Origin of the sequence: Psychromonas ossibalaenae ATCC BAA-1528 (assembly GCF_000381745.1) — a bacterium.
Classification (GTDB): Bacteria; Pseudomonadota; Gammaproteobacteria; order Enterobacterales; family Psychromonadaceae; genus Psychromonas; species Psychromonas ossibalaenae.
This window is the reverse complement of the sequence record NZ_KB906992.1, coordinates 18,162-36,460: the sequence shown is the minus strand read 5'-3', so window position 1 is coordinate 36,460 and position 18,299 is coordinate 18,162. Positions and strand designations below refer to the sequence as shown.

Here is an 18,299-nt window from a genome sequence, read left to right as displayed (position 1 = left end):
CTAAATAGATCATTTAATTAATGGAATTGGTATAATTATAAACCGATAAAGAACGGGCTCTGCTGTTCAATCTTTTCGACATCACCGCTGCTGCTGGTTAAAGTAATGGTGATCATTATTTTTTTCGCTTTTATTCCATAGGCATCAACGGCGACCGCAATCGGCTGGGTTAATATTTCACCCGAGTTAATCACTATCTGCTTAGGACCGATCAGCTGCGCATCCGGTAGGCCGGAAATTGATAAATCATAAGTCTGCGGGTTAAGTGTTTTATTAAGAATTTTCAGTGTATAGGTATTTTCGATCAGACCTTCGCTGTTTTCGCGGTATAAAGCGGTTCTATCACGCAGAATTTCCATTTCAGCACTGCTTAGGTTGAAGATATTAACTGCGAACATCACCACCATGATTCCCAGCATCAGACCGTAACCAATGATTTTAGGGCGTAATAACTTGGTTTCTTTACCTTCAAGCTTCTGTTCTGAAGTGTATGCAATTAATCCCCGCGGGTAACCCATTTTATCCATGGTCTGATCACAAGCATCAACACAGGCACCGCAGTTAATACATTCATACTGCAGGCCTTCACGAATATCTATACCGGATGGGCATACCTGAACACATAGATCACAGTCAACACAGTCGCCCAGGCCCAGTTCTTTAGGGTCTGCGCTGCGGCGTCTTGCTCCGCGGCTTTCTCCGCGTTTTGTATCGTAACCGACAATGTAGGTGTTTTTATCAAACATTGCCGACTGAAAGCGCGAGTAGGGGCACATATGGATGCAGAAAATTGAACGCATCCAGCCCGCATTGGCATAGGTTGATATGGTAAAGATGAAAATACTAAGTTGTATCAGTGAACTGCTCTGCAGAGTAAAAAAATCACCGTAAAGCTGCTCAACAGGTACAAAATAAGAGCAGAAAGCTAAACCTGTGAACAATGAAACGACTAACCAACCCGTATGCTTAGCTGTTTTCCGCCAGATTTTGTTAAAGTCCCAGGGCATCTGATCCAGGCGCTTACGTTTATTCGCGGATCCTTCGAAGCGTTCTTCAAACCAGATAAAAATAAAGGTCCAGACGGTTTGCGGACAGGTATAACCGCACCATATTCGTCCCAGGTAAGTAGTAAAAAAGAACAATGCAAAGGCGGCGATAATAAATAACCAGGCGAGCAGAGTTAAATCCTGCGGGAACAGGGTCATACTAAAAATATGAAACTGCTGTTTGCCAAAATCCAGTAATATTGCCTGATGGCCATTCCAGCGGATCATAGGTAAAGCTAGAAATAATAAAATAAGACCCCAGCCAGTATAACGGCGTAATTTTTGGAAAAAACCATAAGCTGCGCGTACATAAATTCGGTTGCCGGGGTTAAAACGATCTGCACTGTCTTTATGTGTGGTTTTTATCTCTTTGATTTTAATGCGCTGAGTCATGGTTCATTACCTGAAATCATAAATTTAAGGGGCGCATTATAAAGTAAATTTGTTAAATAAAGGTAAATGAATAACGTAAAATGCAGTAACGGCTGTAAAAAATTCTACAGTTGTTACTGCGTGTATGCTATGTCTGATCTTTTTTAAAGTAAACCGCGTGCTTTTAATAAAGCCGCTTGAAAGTCATCTTCGCAGTCTTTCGCGATACCTGGAATCATTTCACCTTCTTCTGTCTGATCCATTTTTAAGTGGTAAATAATAACTTCATCGCTTAACTGATCGAGTGGTTTGTCAAAGCCTGACTCTTTAGACAGTAACGCTAATACTTCCATTAAACTTAATTCTTTGTTTTTTAACCAGTAAGGTTTTAAAAGTTCAAGCACTTCATTAACACGGTGGCACTGCATAATATTTTCCTTTAAATATAAATTTTGCCGTCTTCGGCAAATTGTTCGTTTTCAATTAATTGTTCAGCTAATTCTTCAATATCAAAACGGTATTGTTCAAACAGAGCTAACAGTTGTGCTTCATTTTCACTCTGCTCCTGACTGATATGATGTAGTTTATCCCGGCCGAGAACACAGTAAATCAGCTGACCGTTTGTTTGCGCCGGGAACTCAATATGCTCAGTTAATTCACAGTAGCTCTGCAGTTCTGGAAATAAAATTGATTGGTTCATAAAGTTATCCCGCTAAATTATGGCGTAATTCGTTTAATACCTGTTTGGCACCGGGTTTAACTCCGCGCCAAATGGCAAAACTCTCTGCGGCTTGTCCAACCAGCATGCCTAACCCGTCTAACACTAGTCGTGAGCCCTGTTCTTTTGCCCATACATTAAATACGGTTGCCTGGACACTGTACATCATGTCGTAAACAGCTGTTTCCGGACGAATTAAACTGCCGCTGATCGGGGGCAGGCTGCCGTTCAAACTTGCGGACGTTGAGTTGATAATCAGATCAAACTCACCGCATAAAGACTCAAATTCACAGGCATTAACACTGCCGAGCAGAGCAAAGGTATCTGCCAGTGTCTGTGCTTTTGAAAATGTCCGGTTAGCTATCACCAGCTCACGTGGAGATTCAGCAAGTAAAGGTCCGCATACACCACGGGCGGCACCGCCAGCTCCAAGTAATAAAATACGTGCATCTTTAATGTTGATGTGGTTGTTTTTAATATCTAAAACTAACCCGGCACCATCGGTATTATCGCCGATAACTAAACCGTCATCGGTTAATTTTAAGGTGTTTACAGCCCCTGCTAACTGTGCGCGTTCAGTCAACTGCTGGGCATATAAAAAGGCCTGTTCTTTAAAAGGCACGGTAATATTGCAGCCTTTCCCCTGGTTGGTAAAAAAGTCGTTTAATGTCTTTTCAAAACCGTCAGTAGGAGCTTCTATTGCACTATAAACCATCTGTTGTGCTGTCTGGCTGGCAAACAGTGTATGAATAAATGGTGATTTGCTTTGTTTAATCGGGTTACCAAAAACAGCGTAGTGATCCATAAAACTCCCAAATGATGAATAATTTCATAGTGGCTAATCTATCACTTTAATAGAAAGAGTGGAAATATACGCTGGATCAAATTTTCTGTGTATTAAAACGGCCGGTGCATGCGGCTCTTATGGCCTAAAAAATAATTAACGTAATCGTCTGCCGCTTAAAGCATCGTGAATCTGGGAGGGGTTTTCTAAACCGGAAACAGGCTGTTCAATAATATAATTAAGCAGCGGGTGATTTAAAAACATTTCTGCAACCTGTTTACTGTCTGTGCAGGCTTCTAATCCGGACAGGTTTGCACTGGTGGAGATGATAGGTTTAGCAAATTCTCTGCATAACTGCTGTACGACCGGGTGAGCTGTTACCCTGACGGCAATACTGTCGAAGTCGCCGCTGATCAGCTTTGAAAGTGATTTTTTAGCAGGCAGAACCCAGGTAAAAGGACCTGGCCAGGTTTTGCTGACAGCAGCCAGCTGCGCCTCAGTTAATAAAGAAAAATCGGCATAGCTTTTTAACTGCTCGATATCCGCTGCAATTAAGATCAGACCTTTAAAAGCAGGACGTTTTTTTAAATCCAGGATTTTTTGAATCGCGCTGTCGCAGTCAGGATCGCAGCCTAGTCCAAAAACAGATTCGGTCGGATAGGCAATAACGCCCTGAGTATTTAAAGCATGCAGGGCGTTTGTTAAATCGTAATCACTCATTATTGCTGGTCACTGTAGAGTTCATACTATTCTTTTTCGATTAAAGTGCTGCTAACTTGGCTTGTAATGCCGCATCTTTAGCGATGACAGCTTTGGCATTTTCGGCGCGATCTTCCTTAACACGCAGTGCTAAAGCATCGTCTGCAGTGGCAAGAATCTGCGCTGCCAGGTAAGCTGCATTTTTTGCTCCAGCGGTACCGATTGCAACTGTTGCTACAGGTACACCCGCCGGCATCATTACCGTAGAAAGCAGGGCATCTTTACCTTGTAAAGGGCCGCAGTCAACTGGAACTCCGATAATTGGTCGCGTCGTAATACCTGCCACTGCACCTGCTAAATGGGCTGCAAGACCTGCCGCACAGATAAATACTTTACAGCCGCGCTGCTCCGCGTCAGTGACGTAAGAATGAGTTGCTGCAGGCGTACGGTGTGCAGATGTTACTTTAACTTCAAAAGTAATATCAAATGATTTTAATACATCAATGGTGCTCTGCATTACCGGCAGGTCTGAATCTGAACCCATTAGGATGGCAACAAATGGTTTTGTCATAGTGGTTTCCTCACTGAATTAATCGACTAAAAATAGTAGATAGGTAAAAGTTGCGGTGATTATATAGGCTTACTGCGGTAACCACACCCTTTTTTTGGACATATTATGCGAAAGGCGCTGGCTGTTTTCCGTTCAACCATAATCGGCCAGTGGCAGTCCGGGCAGAATTCATTGACCGGTTTATCGTTAAGCACATACTTGCAGCTTGGGTAGTTATCACAGGCGTAAAAGGTTTTTCCGTAACGGGACTGACGTTTTATTAAGTGACCTTTTTTACATGAAGGGCAGCTGATCTCACTCTCTTTTTCTGCCTGTTGTTCTTTTTTTTCACTTAGCTGTGCCGTATGTAAACAGTCCGGATAAGCACTGCAGCCGATAAATAATCCGTAGCGTCCCTGTTTCAATACTAACTCTTGATTACAGAGAGGGCAGCTGGTGCCGCTGAGCACTTTTTTTATTTCACTTTTTTCATGAAGCGGACGCAGATATTCACATTCAGGGTAATTGGAACAGCCGAGAAACGGACCCTGTTTACCATTGCGTATATGTAAAGGCGAGCCGCACTGCGGGCAGGTTTCACTGCTCTTTTCGTGGTGAGTCTCTAAAGCCTGCGATGCTTTGCTCATATTAGTGAATTAACCCGTCTTCAAAGTCAAGGAGCATCGACTCAAGCTGCAAAAATGCATCATTGCTGGTCGGGTCGTTAAACAGCACCATTAGTATTAACCATTTCAGATCATGCAGGTGTAGTTCTTCAATATCTAACGACATCGCACAGTCAATCACGATTTCACGAGTGTGTGTGTTGAGTATACGTGCGTGCTCTAAATAGGAAATATAACCCTGACATTCCGTGCTTAAACGATGCTGTTCAATAGCACTGTAAACGCGGTGTGATGTATGTTTTGCTAACTGTGTTTTGCTTTGTGGGTTCTGCTCATGCAGATTTGATAAGTTATCAAGCCAGGCCAGGGCGTTAGAAATATCGTTTTTTTGAAAACCTTCTTCCAGCAGTTCATCAGTGATCTCCTGCGCGTCGATTTCAATGGTCTGGTCTACCTGCATATAACTTTCAAATAGATACATTATAACTTCAAACATTTTTAGCCTTTTGACTTGATTTTCAAAGAAGACGAAGTGCGGATTAAAAGCATTTTCAGTGCTTTAATTTTATATACCCTTCTGCTGTAACGCTGATTCTACCAGTTATCTCCAATTCTATTAACTGATTTTGTAAGCTAACTATATCTAAGGCACTGCGGTTGAGTAATTGTTCAAGTGTAGTGAGATGAAAGTCGATATATTTTAATAGGGGATGTGCCTCTTCATTATTATTTTCAGGCTGAACGGCTGTAACGATATTTATTGACAGGTGTTTAAATTCTTCACAAATATCCTGACTGTTAACAACCAGTTTAGCTCCCTGCTGGATCAGCTGATGGCAGCCGCAGGCTTCACTGTTATCTATGGAGCCGGGTAAGGCAAATACTTCCCGGTTCTGCTCTACCGCATAACGGGCAGTGATCAGCGATCCGCTTCGTTGTGACGCTTCGATAACCAGGACTCCCAGGCTTAATCCTGAAATAATACGGTTACGCCTGGGGAAATTAGCCGGATAGGCCACTGTATCGGGTCTGAATTCTGATATTAACAAACCTTGTTCGATTATCTGCTGAGCAAGTTGTGCATGCCGTTTGGGGTAGATATTATTTAATCCAGTGCCCAGAACCGCAATGGTTCCGCCTTGTTTGTCGAGTGCGCCCTGATGAGCTAAGCCGTCGATTCCTAACGCTAAACCGCTGGTGATGGTAAAGCCTGCTTCACTGAGCTGCCCTGCAAACAAATAAGCTTTCTCCCGCCCGTACGGGGTGCAGCTGCGGCTGCCCACCAGAGCAATCTGCGCAGTGTTTAATAAAGACAGATTTCCTTGTAGATAAAGCAGCAGCGGCGGGCTGCTGATCTCTTTGAGCTGCTTGGGATAACGGTCATCGTCATAACAGATAATATGCTTATCCGTACCGCTGTCTAGCCAGTTCAGGCTGTTATTAATTATTATCGGATCCGGGTTAAACAGGGCATTAACCTGCTCTTCTGTGAGTTTGTATGCCAGGAGCTGTGTTTTGCTAAGTTGAAACAACTGCTGAAGTGAATGGCGGCTAAGCAGTTTGAAGATGGTGCGTTTACGCAGTGCCGGGACGGCATCTAAAATTATCCAGTCGCGGATCTGACTTTGATGGTTAGTTTCCTGTTGAAGCAGGTCTATTTGAATAGTTTTATTCCTTGTAACTTAATGTTATTAAAACAGGAATACAGATAAGCAGAGCGTCCGTAGGAGTCGCTCTGCTTAATTGATTAAGTGACTAAAATTCCAGCCCTTGTATTTTGTATTTGGCCCCCATGATATCCGTGCTGCGCATAACCATCGCAATACTGACTTTTTCATAGACTTTAAATACCATTAGCTCACCAACCCGCTCGGCAGGAATAACTAAATCAGCTTCAGCCATTTGCGCAAACCGGTTAGCATCCTCTTTATATTCAATTTTGTCTTTATCAACAAAGACTTTTGGTCCTGACTGGAGGATAGAGAACATTGAACCTATTTGGATGTTTTCGCGTTTACCTTTATTGATAACAACAATATCCCATTTACCAATCGCAACAGCATTATTAAGTGCAGCTATAATCTGCCCTGTGGTTGATACTGGAACCGGCTGTGGAAGGAAATAGGCAGGCAGGCTTTCATGCTCAGGAATCGGCAGAATCAGATCCCCCTGACGCGCTTCTCTGGAGCTTTTTAAGAAGTCATGCGGTGTAACCTGCTCCGTTGTGCTTACATTGGGGTTTTTAGAAACTTGTGAGTGTCCGATAAAGGTCAGTTCTGTACCTAAAAACTCCTCAGTAACCGGATCCAGGTAATTATCACTTAAACGGTATACACCGTATATTTTACGCTTGTTGAATTTTCCCTGCCCATAGAAGACGTCACCTTCAAAGAAACGCGGCGTACTGATAGCATCTCCTAATAAGCGTGGTGCGTCTTTTAATAACTTCGGATCAATAACATGATCTTTAGATAAAAATGCCGAGATAGAAGCCAGCGGAATTGTTGGTATCGGAGTTCCTTTATCTTCTAAACGCGGTGTCGGCGACATTTTCTTTAACTGCTTACGTGTCAGCTGCGGTTCTCCATCAACCCAGATTAACGTCAGTACATCACCGGGATAAATAAGATGGGGATTAGCAATCTGGCTGTTCGCCTGCCATAAACGCGGCCATAACCACGGAGTATTTAAGAAATGTGCGGAAATATCCCACAGGGTATCGCCTTTAACAACCGTATAGGTTTCCGGATGATCTTTCTTCAGGGTAAGCACATCGGCAAAAGCTGTGATTGAAAGCGCAGCACCTAATAAGAAAGAGGTAATTAGCTTTAATTTCATAACAATCCTTGTCTGGTGATTAATAAAACTTTTGTTTGTATAAGGAAATGACTAGAATTAGTGTTCTTTAACATTAACTATAGAGCAATATATTATCATGGCTTTACTCGAAGTATTACAATTTCCAGATCAGCGCCTAAGAACGGTTGCTAAAGCTGTTGCTCAGGTCACACCAGAAATCATTGATATCTCTACAAACATGCTTGAAACCATGTATGAAGAGAACGGCGTGGGCCTGGCGGCTACTCAAGTAAACATTCACCAGCGTATTGCTGTAATCGATGTTTCACAGGAACGAGATCAGCCGATGGTTCTTATCAACCCTGAGATTATAGAACAATCTGGGCAGGAAGAGTCGGAAGAAGGGTGTCTTTCTGTGCCTGAAACCAATGCAAATGTTAAACGCGCTGAATTTGTGACGGTAGAATACTTAGATCTTGACGGTAACACCCAGGTACTAAAGGCTGACGGTTTATTAGCTGTGTGTATACAGCATGAGCTGGATCATCTTACCGGTAAGTTATTTATTGATTATTTATCGCCGTTTAAACAAAAACGTATTAAAACCAAGCTTGAAAAATTAAAGCACCATAATGAAAAATTTGCATAACATTTAAAGACCTAAGGCTATTCGTGGAAAAACTTAATATCATTTTTGCTGGCACTCCTGATTTTGCCGCCAAACACCTCAGCGCGTTACTTGAATCAGAGCATAATGTAATTGCAGTTTATACCCAGCCGGATCGTCCGGCAGGCCGAGGTAAAAAACTAAGTGCAAGCGCCGTAAAAGAACTGGCTGTTGATAAAAATATCCCTGTTTATCAGCCGGTTAACTTTAAAGAAGAGGGCAGTCTAGAGCAGCTTGATGGTTTAAATGCCGATATCATGATTGTTGTTGCTTATGGCCTGCTGCTGCCGAAAGCGGTATTAGAAACGCCGCGTTTAGGCTGCCTGAACGTGCACGGTTCATTATTGCCGCGCTGGCGAGGGGCCGCTCCGATTCAGCGTTCAATCTGGGCGGGTGACAGCGAAACCGGTGTGACCATTATGCAGATGAATGAAGGTTTGGATACCGGAGATATGCTCTCTAAAGTCAGCTGTCCGATCAGCCCCGATGAAACCAGTGCTTCACTTTATGAGAAACTGGCTCAGCAGGCGCCGCAGGTATTAGTTGATACGATTAACCTGTTGGTTAAAGATGAACTAACGGCTGAAGTACAGGATGAAAGCCTGGCTAACTATGCTAAAAAATTAAGTAAAGCCGAAGCTTTAATCAACTGGTCTGATGATGCTGAGTTTATTGAACGCTGTATCCGTGCTTTTAATCCCTGGCCGATGAGTTACTTTGAACTCCAGGGTAAGCCTGTCAAGGTACACAAAGCAGGGGTTATTAACGCTTCCTCAGATAAACCGGTCGGTACGATTGTCAGTGCCGATAAAAACGGCATCCAGGTGAATACAGGTGCAGGTATTTTAAACCTCGAAGTGATTCAGCTTTCCGGCAAAAAAGCGATGCCGGTACAGGATATCCTTAATTCCCGCCGTGAACTGTTCGCAGTCGACACCAACTTGTCTGTACAAGGTTAATTTCATGAATGTAAGAGCACTAGCTGCCAAAGTATTAAACCAGGTTGTAGAGCAGGGGCAGTCATTATCCCAGGCATTGCCGGCCGCTCAGCAGGATCTTAATCCCAAAGACAAAGCCTTATTACAGGTGCTTTGCTACGGTGTTTTACGCACCCTGCCGCGTTTAGATTTTTTCTGTCGCTCGTTGATGAGTAAACCGCTTAAAGGCAAGCAGCGAGCTATGCACTTTTTGATTTTAGTGGGGTTTTATCAGCTTCTTTATACACGTATCCCAAGCCATGCTGCGGTTGGTGAAACGGTAAATGGCGCTAAAGCCCTTAAAAAACCGGCTTTAAAAGGCATGGTAAACGGTGTATTACGTAGTTTTTTACGTGAGCAGGAAAGCTTAATAGAAAAGGCGGATAAAGAAGATACCCTGCTTTACTGCCACCCCGGCTGGTTAGTTAAACGTCTGCAGGCTGCTTATGGTAAAGAATCTGCCGCTAAGATTATGGAAGAAAATAATCAGCAGGCACCTATGTGGCTGCGCGTAAATGCACTGCATCACAGTCGTGATGAGTATCAGGTGTTGTTAAATGAAGCAGAGCTGCCAAGTTCTGCTCTGCAGGATAATGATAATGCGCTGTGTTTAGAAAAAGCCTGTGATGTTTATAAACTGCCTGGTTTTGAAGACGGCTGGGTATCCGTGCAGGACGGCGCTGCCCAGTTAGCCGCTCATTATTTAGATGCGCAGCCGGATGAGCTGATTTTAGATGCCTGTGCCGCACCGGGCGGTAAAACAGTGCATACCCTGGAACTGCAGCCGCAGATTAAACAGATGGTTGCGGTTGATGCCGATGATAAACGCTTGGTGCGCGTGCAGGAGAACTTAGATCGTTTAAAATTAAAAGCTACTGTTATTCACGGTGATGCTTCCAAGCCTGACAGCTGGTGGAGCGGCGAGCTGTTTGATCGTATTCTTTGTGATGCACCCTGTAGTGCAACGGGAGTGATTCGACGTCATCCGGATATCCGCTGGTTACGCCGTGACAGTGATATTGGCGAATTAGTTTCCCTGCAGAAGAGAATATTAAATGCATTATGGGAGAAACTGAAACCCGGCGGTGTACTGCTTTATGCTACCTGTTCAATTCTTCCCGATGAAAATGATCTGCAGATTCAAGAATTTTTACAAAGCACCAGTGATGCATCATTAATCCCGCTTTCTGAGCAGTATGATAATAAAGACAAAGGCCGTCAGTTATTACCGAATGAAGACGGTATGGATGGTTTTTATTACGCAAAACTGTACAAAGCGATATAAATAAATTGAGCAAAGACCTGCGGCTATAGGCTATGTTTATTACTCCTATAGCCGAGACAGGTCAAAAAAGATTATCGGGCCCTCTGTACAATGGCTGCGCCTGAATGCAGACGGGTTCTTAGCCACGCAGGTAAAAAGCCTCAGTTAACCGTTAAATCAAAGATGGATAGTTTATTCTATGAAAATTATTATTCTAGGCGCGGGCCAGGTCGGCGCGTCACTGGCAGAGCATCTCGTTGGTGAAAATAACGATATTACGGTTATTGACTACTCCTCTGAACATCTGCAGGAATTACAGGATCGTTTTGATTTACGTGTTGTGCAGGGTAATGCTTCCAGTCCGAAAACCTTAGGTGAGGCCGGCGCTGAAGATGCCGACATGTTAATTGCGGTCACCAATTCCGATGAAGTGAATATGGTTGCCTGTCAGATTGCATTTACGCTGTTTAACGTACCGAAAAAAATTGCCCGCATCCGCTCGCAAAGTGTGGTTATGCACGAAAAAGAGCTGTTTAACAGTGATGCCTTCCCGATTGATCATATTATTGCGCCTGAAAAACTGGTCAGTGATTATATTTTTCAGTTAATTGAACATCCCGGTGCACTGCAGGTGGCTAACTTTGCCGATGGTAAAGTAGGGCTGGTAGCCATTAAAGCCTATTACGGTGGTTCGCTGGTGGGTAATGCAATTTCTACGCTGAAAGAGCATATGCCTAATACAGAAGCTCGGGTAGCGGCAATTTTCCGCCGTGGGAAAGCGATTCGTCCACAGGGCACAACTATTATCGAAGCTGATGATGAAGTGTTCTTTATTACTGCAAGCCAGCATATTCGCGCGGTTATGAGTGAGATGCAGAAACTTGAGCATCCTTATAAACGTATTATGATTGTCGGCGGCGGTTATATTGGTGAAAACCTGGCTAAGCGCCTTGAGAAAGAAAATTCAGTTAAGCTGATTGAAAAGAATTTAAAACGCGCTGAATACTTGTCTGAAAACCTCTCGAATACCATCGTTTTTTGCGGTGATTCATCGGATCAGGAACTGCTTGCCGAAGAGCATATTGAGCAGATTGATCTGTTTATTACTGTGACTAACGATGATGAAGCTAATATTATGTCAGCGATGCTGGCAAAACGCATGGGCGCCCGTAAAGCGATGGTGTTGATTCAGCGTAATGCTTATGTTGATTTAGTGCAGGGGAATATTTTAGATATTGCCATTTCACCACAGCAGGCGACCATTTCTGCACTGTTAACCCATGTACGTAAAGCGGATCTGAAACACGTTTATTCATTACGTGAAGGTGTCGCTGAAGCCATTGAAATCGTCGCCCGTGGTGACAATATGACCTCGAAAGTCGTCGGGCGGGAGTTGTGTCAGCTTAAACTGCCGCGTGGTACCAGTATCGGCGCTATTGTGCGGAACGGTGAAGTATTGATTGCCCACGATAAGACAATAGTGGAAAGCGATGATCATGTTATTTTGTTTCTGGTGAATAAAAAGTATATCAGCGATATTGAAAAACTATTCCAGCCTAGTCCGTTCTTTTTGTAAATAAGGCAGCGTCTTTTGGTTTATCGTCCTCTATTTTTTATCACCGGCCTAGTACTGTCAAAAATGGCAGTATTTATGTACTTTCCGATGATTCTGGCTTTTTATAATAACAGTCTTGGTGGTATTGAATTTTTATCTGCCATCATCATTACTCACTTTGCTTCCTTTATTTTTATTTATCTCGGAGATGAAAAAGATCGTTCCCGCTTAGGTGTGCGTGAGATGTTTCTCTTAACCACCGGGGTGTGGGTATTGGCCAGTATGTTTGCTGCTTTACCTTTTGTTCTGATTGAACATATCAGTTACAGCGATGCCTTTTTTGAAACCATGTCGGGTATAACCACTACCGGCAGTACCGTTCTGCATGGCTTAGATACTATGCACCAGAGCATTTTGTTATGGCGCTCTATCCTGCAGTGGTTAGGCGGTGTCGGGTTTATTGTAATGGGCGTGGCAATTCTGCCGTTTTTAAATGTCGGTGGTATGCGCCTCTTCCAGACGGAATCTTCAGACTGGTCAGATAAAGCCGAATCAAAAACACGCCGTGTGGCTATCGATATTCTGCTGGTTTACCTACTTCTGACGGCCTGCTGTTTTGTCGGTTACCGTTTAACCGGTATGCATAATTTTGATGCGCTGAATCATGCAATGACGACCATATCGACCGGCGGTTATTCCACTTCAGACAGCTCTATGGGCAACTTCAGTCATGGTGCGCACTGGAATGCAATTGTGTTTATGTTCCTGGGCGGGCTGCCGTTTTTACTATTTATCCGTGCTTTTAACCGCCATAGTTTTGCTCCTTTAGTTAAAGATGCGCAGGTCTTAGGTTTTCTTAAACTGGTACTGGTTTTTGCCTCGAGCTTAGCTGTATATTTGGTACTGAGCGGGCAGTTTTCCATCTGGGATGCTGTACGTTTAAGTCTGTTTAATGTTATTTCAGTTATCACTACAACCGGGTTCGGCCTGGATGACTTCCTGACTTGGGGTGATTTTAGTATTGTGGTGTTTTTTGGTCTGCTGTTTGCCGGGGCTTGTTCAGGGTCAACATCGGGCGGTATAAAAATATTCCGTTTTCAGATTGCTATTACTTTGTTAAAACGTCAGTTAATGCTGTTGATGCACCCGCACGGTATTTTCCCTCAAAAGTATAATAACCGCACTGTAAGTGATGATATCCTGCGCTCGCTGATAGCCTTTATTCTGGCTTATATGGCGACCATTACCGTATCTACGCTGCTGCTGACTCTGTTCGGTTCCTCGTATATGGTTGCGCTGACTGCTTCTATTACCGCTGTTTCTAATGTCGGACCTGGGCTTGCACCGTCGATTGGTCCGTCGGGTAATTTCGCGCATTTACCTAATATTTCTAAATGGATTTTATCCGTAGGTATGTTGATGGGGCGATTAGAAATTCTTACCGTGGTAGTGATGTTCACGCGCCATTTCTGGCGTCGCTAGTTTCTATCCGGCTCGGCCGCTAAACGGGTAGCTTCAAGCAGCTGCTCGGGCAGTGGTTTATTGACCGTTACTCCCATTGCCTTTAATGACTCCGCCTGCTGAATAATATTGCCGCGCCCCTGGCTTAACTGTTTCAGGGCGTGATCATAGCTGTTCTGCGCTTTATTCAGCTGGCTTCCGACATCAAGCATATTTTCGCTGAACAGACGTAGTTTGTCGTATAACTTGCCTGCCTGGGCGGCAATCAGACGTCCGTTTTGTTCCTGTTGTTCAAAGCGCCATAAATTCTCAATGGTGCGCAGTGCAATCATCAGGTTGGTCGGGCTGGCTAATAATATATTGTTATCCAGTGCTAATTTTACCAGTTCAGGGTCATGCTCAATAGCACTGATAAAGGCTGGTTCAACGGCAACAAATAGCAGTACATAATCAAGAGAATTAGTGCCGATTAATTTCTGATAATCTTTTTTACCTAACCCTTTAATATGCTGACGAACCGATAAAACATGGGCATGCAGGGCTTCTTTCTGTTCCTGCAGATCATCGGCATTAAAAAATCGTTCATATGCGGTTAACGATACTTTTGAATCGATAATAATATTTTTATTCTGCGGCAGATGCACAATAACATCGGGCTGTAGGCGTTGACCGCTATCATTTTTAAAGCTGACCTGAGTCTGGTATTCATGACCTTCGCGCAGTCCGGAAGACTCTAAAATACGCTGTAAAATGACTTCTCCCCAGTTACCCTGCTGTTTGTTATCACCTTTTAATGCATTGGTAAGATTGCTGGTTTCCTGCTGCATTAGTTCATTGAGCCTGGCGAGTTTAGATATTTCATTCTGCAGGTTATAGCGTTCTTTGCTTTCATTTACATAACAGTCAGTTACCTGTTTTTTAAAGCCGTCCAGCTGTACTTTAAGAGGGGCTAATAATTGATTAATACTGTCCTGGTTAATCTGCTTGAATTGTGCAGATTTGTCGTTGAATATGCGCTGCGAAAGCAGTTCAAACTGATCGCTTAACTTCGCTTCGCTCAACTGCTGGTCGCGCAGACGCTGTTCTCCCGCCTGCAGACGCACTTCTGATTCGCGTATGCGTGCGGTGAGTTTATTTGTCTGTGCCTGAAGGCTGTCGATAAGCAGCTGCTTTTCTTCTAATAAACCTAATTTTTCCTGATTAAGATCAGACTGCTGCTGCAGTTCCTGTTCATTTAATCTCTGTTCTAGAAAAAGAGCGTCACGCTCTTGTTTAAAGCGCAGTAAAAACCAGGACAATAAAATTAACAGGGTGGTGGTCAGTATTACAGCAGCTAATAACAGGTCTTGTGGTGCCAGCTGGGTCATGAAAATTTTAACTTGTTGAGGTAATTACAAACCATTTTATTAGAACGGTTCCAAACCAGTAAATAAACTAAGTAAGCCGCAAATACACTCCATTTATGCAGATTCTTCCCCTGGTCTAACTGCTGAAAAGTGAAATCACCGGAATAGGTGTTCATTACTGCTACATAAGTAACGATAATAATCGGGATCACAAAAACGGTGGATAACTTCCACAGCAGCAGCAGTAAATGACTCAGATGAACAAGCAGCATCGAATATCCTAAATAATCTAGTGAAGAGTTTTAACTGTAAACATTTACATGAAATAAAGAAATAAATAATTATAACAATTGTATACCCAAGTCGTTTGAATATGTATCTCCAAGTCGTTTGGGGTTATTAACGACTGACTTTATCCACTAAATATAAAATAGAGCGGTACTCAATACCGCTATGCTCTGACAGGCCTATCTCACAGGTACGGCTGTTTGAGTAGCCTTCGCTGCAGTTATCGGGTATCTGCGATTTTAATGGTGCAAGCGCACTGGCATTTAACTCCGGATAAGTGAATCCTTTGTCTCCGGCAAAACCGCAGCAGTCAATCTGATCCGGTATAATGACCGTCTGTGCACAGGCTTTTGTTACTTTGTGCATGATTGAAGCTAATCCGGAGCGCCACGAAGAGCAGGTGATATGGAGCATAACCGGATCCGTTTGCGTAGTAATACGCAGTTTGGGTAATACATATTGGTCAATAAACTGAAAAGGTTCAAAAATTGTTACGCGACAGGTGAATGTTTTTTTACTTAGAGCTGCACAGGGGCTGGTATCCATTAGAACCGGGTATTTACCGTTTTTTGAGGCTTTCTGCAGAACCTGTTCAAGCTGCCGGGATTTATCTTTATAAATATCCGTAAAACCTTTGCTTCTGTAGGGCATGCCGCAGCACTGCGTGTTTAGCTCTTCAGGAATAATAACTTGATAACCGGCCTTATTTAACAGTGCCAGTGTGACCTCCACAAGCGGACGCGGATCGGCACTATTTTTTGCACCTCCCATATTTCGGGCGGCACAGCTTGGAAAGTAAACCACTTTTTCCCGATTAACTGCATTGATTTTAAGAGGCATTTTTCCCGCTGGACGGGGCATACTGACAGACCATAAAGGTAAATGCTGTTTTGACCGCTGATGTAAAGCTTTACTAACGGTGCTCATTCTTTTACTACCGAGAAGGGTATGTGCTGTATCGGCTGCCTGCAGGCCTAACTGAGCTGATTTACAGACTGCGCTGAAATGCTGTGCACTGCAGTGCGCAATACGGCGCTGAAAAGATGAATGTTCCTGACGTAATTTAAGTATTAAGTCACCGCTGTTAATATCAACAGGGCAGCGGTCTGCACAAAGTCCCGTGGCTGCACAGGTATCAATACCATAATATTTAAATGAGACGCGCAGTTCAGCGAGCCGGCGCGGATTCTCACCGCTGCGCTGCAGGCGGCAGATCTCCCGGTACAGTGAGTTTCTTTGTCTAGGTGTTAAGGTTAAATTTCTGGAAGGGCAGACCGGTTCGCAGAACCCGCATTCAATGCATTTATCGATCAGCGTATCGGCTGCCGGCATCGCTTTCAGGTTTTTAAGGTGCACCTGTTTATCTTCATTAATAATCACGCCGGGATTAAAGATATTTTCCGGGTCAAAAATCTGTTTAATGCGGCGCATTAAAGCATAACCTTCACTTCCCCATTCTAATTCCACATAAGGTGCCATATTGCGACCGGTTCCATGCTCCGCTTTTAATGAGCCTTTGTACTGAACTGCAGTCAGTAGAGCAACATCCTGCATAAAATCCCGGTAGCACAGAATTTCCTGTTCGGTCTCAAAAGCCTGAGTAAATACAAAATGCAGATTGCCGTCTAAAGCGTGACCGAAGATGATTGCTTCATGGTAGTGATAGTGTTTAAACAGCAGGTGTAGATCCCGCACCGCAGCCGCCAGCTGTTCCGTCGGAAATGCAATATCTTCAATGATCACCGTGGTGCCGGTTTCCCGCACAGCACCAACAGCGGGAAATAGGCCTTTTCTAACAGCCCAGAGCTGCTCACTGACTTTTTTATCCTGACTGAAAGGCGTGTAATGAACGGGATCAAAAATGTTGATTAATTCCATTATGCTGCTCTGCTGCTGCTGCAGAGCTAAGGCATCTTGTGTCTGTATTTCAATTAATAAAGCCGCCGATTCATTATCAAGCTTTTTAATAAAATCCGGCATGCCCGCTTTATCTGCGACTGACTGCAGAGAGCGGTTATCCATTAATTCCACGGCTGCGACTGAGGTTTTTTGTAATTCACTGACCGCTAGACAGGTATTTTCAATATTGTTAAATACAAATAAGCCGCAGGCTTTAAAAGCGGGATCCGCTACGCTGTGATAGGTTATTTCAGCAATAAATCCCAGGGTGCCTTCTGAGCCGATCATTAAATGCTGAAGAATATCAATCGGATCCTGAAAATCGATTAACGCATTAATGCCGTAACCTGTGGTATTTTTCAGACGGTACTTATGGCGGATTTTAGCTGACAGTTTCTTATTAGCTGTACAGGTTTCTGCGAGCATGGATAAATCATCTAATAAGGTTTGACGGCTGTATTTAAAGTCACTGATACTATCTTCGTCCAGGGTATTTAAGACCGTGCCGTCGGATAAAACTACAGTCATGCCCGCTAATGTATTATAGCTGTTGTGCGCCGTGCCGCAGCACATTCCCGAGGAGTTATTAGCTGCAATGCCGCCTATTTTACAGGTATCAATAGAGGCGGGGTCCGGACCGATTTTTCTGCCGTAGGGGGCTAAATACTGATTTGCCTGTGTGCCTATAATGCCGGGCTGCAGCGAAATTTTAGCGCCGTCCGTACTGATTCTGAAATTGTTCCAGCTGCTGGTTAAGGTAATTAGCAGGGAATCTGAAAGAGCCTGTCCGGATAAACTTGTACCGGCCGCCCGAAAGGTAACCGCAATAGACAACTCTGCACAGTGGACGATAACTAAAATAACTTCATCGATGTTGTCCAGCTGCACAATCAGCTGCGGGGTTAAACGATAAAAACTGGCATCACCGCCATAAGCGAAGAGCAGGGCAGGATCACTGATGATTCTACTGGAATCAATCTTTGTGCTTATACGTTTAATCAGTTCGAGATAACGTTTTTCCATTTTTCTCTCCAGATATCAACAGCTTGGTACACCTCAATCAGAGGCTAAGAATACACTGAAATATACTTTATATTATTGTCTTTCCTCGCGTTTTTGCGGCGATTTTACAGTGAAAGATATTTTTCTCTGCGAATAAATGTCAAATATGAAAAACAAGATGAAATAAAAATAAACATGCACTAATATGCATGTAAGTGCACAAAGGCGCATGTCTATTTGCGTTTT

At 43.5% G+C, this 18,299-nt stretch carries 18 protein-coding genes; 5 read left to right on the top strand and 13 right to left on the bottom strand.

All coding sequences use genetic code 11. From position 1 onward, the window contains the following. Positions 1 to 35: 35 nt before the first annotated feature. The 10 genes from ccoG to G327_RS0113270 all read right to left on the bottom strand — a co-directional run bounded on the left by ccoG (position 36) and on the right by G327_RS0113270 (position 7,633). Complete coding sequence (gene ccoG / locus G327_RS0113315) at positions 36 to 1,439, bottom strand: cytochrome c oxidase accessory protein CcoG (RefSeq protein ID WP_019615282.1); 1,404 nt, start codon at positions 1,437 to 1,439, stop codon at positions 36 to 38. A 143-nt stretch (positions 1,440 to 1,582) separates the two neighbouring features. Beyond that, a complete protein-coding gene (locus tag G327_RS0113310) occupies positions 1,583 to 1,846 on the bottom strand; it encodes a YihD family protein (protein ID WP_019615281.1) in 264 nt (87 codons plus the stop codon). An 11-nt stretch (positions 1,847 to 1,857) separates the two neighbouring features. Further along, positions 1,858 to 2,118, bottom strand: coding sequence for a DUF1488 family protein (locus G327_RS0113305; protein WP_019615280.1), 261 nt, complete (start codon positions 2,116 to 2,118; stop codon positions 1,858 to 1,860). A gap of 4 nt (positions 2,119 to 2,122) precedes the next feature. Beyond that, on the bottom strand, positions 2,123 to 2,941 hold the full coding sequence (gene aroE / locus G327_RS0113300; RefSeq protein ID WP_019615279.1) for a shikimate dehydrogenase: 819 nt from the start codon (positions 2,939 to 2,941) through the stop codon (positions 2,123 to 2,125). A 135-nt stretch (positions 2,942 to 3,076) separates the two neighbouring features. Then, complete coding sequence (gene tsaC / locus G327_RS0113295; protein ID WP_019615278.1) at positions 3,077 to 3,640, bottom strand: L-threonylcarbamoyladenylate synthase type 1 TsaC; 564 nt, start codon at positions 3,638 to 3,640, stop codon at positions 3,077 to 3,079. A 40-nt stretch (positions 3,641 to 3,680) separates the two neighbouring features. Continuing rightward, positions 3,681 to 4,190 carry a 5-(carboxyamino)imidazole ribonucleotide mutase gene (gene purE / locus G327_RS0113290; protein WP_019615277.1) on the bottom strand — a complete coding sequence of 170 codons (510 nt, stop codon included), beginning with the start codon at positions 4,188 to 4,190 and terminating at the stop codon, positions 3,681 to 3,683. 59 nt (positions 4,191 to 4,249) lie between these two features. After that, positions 4,250 to 4,816 (bottom strand): DNA topoisomerase family protein, encoded by a 567-nt coding sequence (locus G327_RS0113285; RefSeq protein WP_019615276.1) that lies wholly within the window; start codon positions 4,814 to 4,816, stop codon positions 4,250 to 4,252. Position 4,817: 1 nt separating this feature from the next. Further along, complete coding sequence (locus tag G327_RS0113280) at positions 4,818 to 5,291, bottom strand: Smg family protein (RefSeq protein ID WP_019615275.1); 474 nt, start codon at positions 5,289 to 5,291, stop codon at positions 4,818 to 4,820. Positions 5,292 to 5,346: 55 nt separating this feature from the next. Further along, positions 5,347 to 6,399: a DNA-processing protein DprA gene (gene dprA / locus G327_RS0113275; RefSeq protein WP_483826383.1), complete on the bottom strand. Its 1,053-nt coding sequence runs from the start codon at positions 6,397 to 6,399 to the stop codon at positions 5,347 to 5,349. Positions 6,400 to 6,550: 151 nt separating this feature from the next. Continuing rightward, on the bottom strand, positions 6,551 to 7,633 hold the full coding sequence (locus G327_RS0113270; protein WP_019615273.1) for a LysM peptidoglycan-binding domain-containing protein: 1,083 nt from the start codon (positions 7,631 to 7,633) through the stop codon (positions 6,551 to 6,553). A 97-nt stretch (positions 7,634 to 7,730) separates the two neighbouring features. On the opposite strand from G327_RS0113270, the gene def reads away from it, so the two are divergent. The 5 genes from def (at position 7,731) to G327_RS0113245 (ending at position 13,539) form a co-directional block, all read left to right on the top strand. Beyond that, a complete protein-coding gene (def, locus tag G327_RS0113265) occupies positions 7,731 to 8,243 on the top strand; it encodes a peptide deformylase (RefSeq protein ID WP_019615272.1) in 513 nt (170 codons plus the stop codon). A gap of 23 nt (positions 8,244 to 8,266) precedes the next feature. Next, positions 8,267 to 9,220 (top strand): methionyl-tRNA formyltransferase, encoded by a 954-nt coding sequence (gene fmt / locus G327_RS0113260; protein WP_019615271.1) that lies wholly within the window; start codon positions 8,267 to 8,269, stop codon positions 9,218 to 9,220. 4 nt (positions 9,221 to 9,224) lie between these two features. Continuing rightward, positions 9,225 to 10,523, top strand: coding sequence for a 16S rRNA (cytosine(967)-C(5))-methyltransferase RsmB (rsmB, locus tag G327_RS0113255; RefSeq protein WP_019615270.1), 1,299 nt, complete (start codon positions 9,225 to 9,227; stop codon positions 10,521 to 10,523). Positions 10,524 to 10,701: 178 nt separating this feature from the next. Continuing rightward, the gene (trkA, locus tag G327_RS0113250) at positions 10,702 to 12,078 is read left to right on the top strand and encodes a Trk system potassium transporter TrkA (RefSeq protein WP_019615269.1); all 1,377 of its coding nucleotides are present in this window, start codon (positions 10,702 to 10,704) and stop codon (positions 12,076 to 12,078) included. Between the two features lie 63 nt (positions 12,079 to 12,141). Continuing rightward, positions 12,142 to 13,539, top strand: a complete 1,398-nt coding sequence (locus G327_RS0113245) for a TrkH family potassium uptake protein (protein WP_051090318.1) — start codon at positions 12,142 to 12,144, stop codon at positions 13,537 to 13,539. Here the strand turns inward: G327_RS0113245 and rmuC are convergent. The 3 genes from rmuC to G327_RS0113230 form a co-directional block, all read right to left on the bottom strand. Next, positions 13,536 to 14,885, bottom strand: coding sequence for a DNA recombination protein RmuC (gene rmuC, locus G327_RS24700; protein WP_019615267.1), 1,350 nt, complete (start codon positions 14,883 to 14,885; stop codon positions 13,536 to 13,538). The two genes, G327_RS0113245 and rmuC, sit on opposite strands and share 4 nt — an antisense overlap. After that, complete coding sequence (locus tag G327_RS0113235) at positions 14,882 to 15,136, bottom strand: hypothetical protein (RefSeq protein ID WP_019615266.1); 255 nt, start codon at positions 15,134 to 15,136, stop codon at positions 14,882 to 14,884. Before G327_RS0113235 ends, rmuC begins: the two co-directional genes overlap by 4 nt. Positions 15,137 to 15,263: 127 nt before the next feature. Then, positions 15,264 to 18,074, bottom strand: coding sequence for an FAD-binding and (Fe-S)-binding domain-containing protein (locus G327_RS0113230; RefSeq protein WP_019615265.1), 2,811 nt, complete (start codon positions 18,072 to 18,074; stop codon positions 15,264 to 15,266). Between the last annotated feature and the right edge of the window lie 225 nt (positions 18,075 to 18,299).

Coding starts and splice junctions, on each gene's coding strand:
- G327_RS0113305 (WP_019615280.1), bottom strand. CDS start 2,118: ATGAACCAATCAATTTTATTTCCAGAACTGCAGAGCTACTGTGAATTA.
- rsmB (WP_019615270.1), top strand. CDS start 9,225: ATGAATGTAAGAGCACTAGCTGCCAAAGTATTAAACCAGGTTGTAGAG.
- G327_RS0113270 (WP_019615273.1), bottom strand. CDS start 7,633: ATGAAATTAAAGCTAATTACCTCTTTCTTATTAGGTGCTGCGCTTTCA.
- trkA (WP_019615269.1), top strand. CDS start 10,702: ATGAAAATTATTATTCTAGGCGCGGGCCAGGTCGGCGCGTCACTGGCA.
- purE (WP_019615277.1), bottom strand. CDS start 4,190: ATGACAAAACCATTTGTTGCCATCCTAATGGGTTCAGATTCAGACCTG.
- G327_RS0113280 (WP_019615275.1), bottom strand. CDS start 5,291: ATGTTTGAAGTTATAATGTATCTATTTGAAAGTTATATGCAGGTAGAC.
- ccoG (WP_019615282.1), bottom strand. CDS start 1,439: ATGACTCAGCGCATTAAAATCAAAGAGATAAAAACCACACATAAAGAC.
- G327_RS0113230 (WP_019615265.1), bottom strand. CDS start 18,074: ATGGAAAAACGTTATCTCGAACTGATTAAACGTATAAGCACAAAGATT.
- def (WP_019615272.1), top strand. CDS start 7,731: ATGGCTTTACTCGAAGTATTACAATTTCCAGATCAGCGCCTAAGAACG.
- rmuC (WP_019615267.1), bottom strand. CDS start 14,885: ATGACCCAGCTGGCACCACAAGACCTGTTATTAGCTGCTGTAATACTG.
- tsaC (WP_019615278.1), bottom strand. CDS start 3,640: ATGAGTGATTACGATTTAACAAACGCCCTGCATGCTTTAAATACTCAG.
- aroE (WP_019615279.1), bottom strand. CDS start 2,941: ATGGATCACTACGCTGTTTTTGGTAACCCGATTAAACAAAGCAAATCA.
- G327_RS0113235 (WP_019615266.1), bottom strand. CDS start 15,136: ATGCTGCTTGTTCATCTGAGTCATTTACTGCTGCTGCTGTGGAAGTTA.
- G327_RS0113285 (WP_019615276.1), bottom strand. CDS start 4,816: ATGAGCAAAGCATCGCAGGCTTTAGAGACTCACCACGAAAAGAGCAGT.
- G327_RS0113245 (WP_051090318.1), top strand. CDS start 12,142: ATGGCAGTATTTATGTACTTTCCGATGATTCTGGCTTTTTATAATAAC.
- G327_RS0113310 (WP_019615281.1), bottom strand. CDS start 1,846: ATGCAGTGCCACCGTGTTAATGAAGTGCTTGAACTTTTAAAACCTTAC.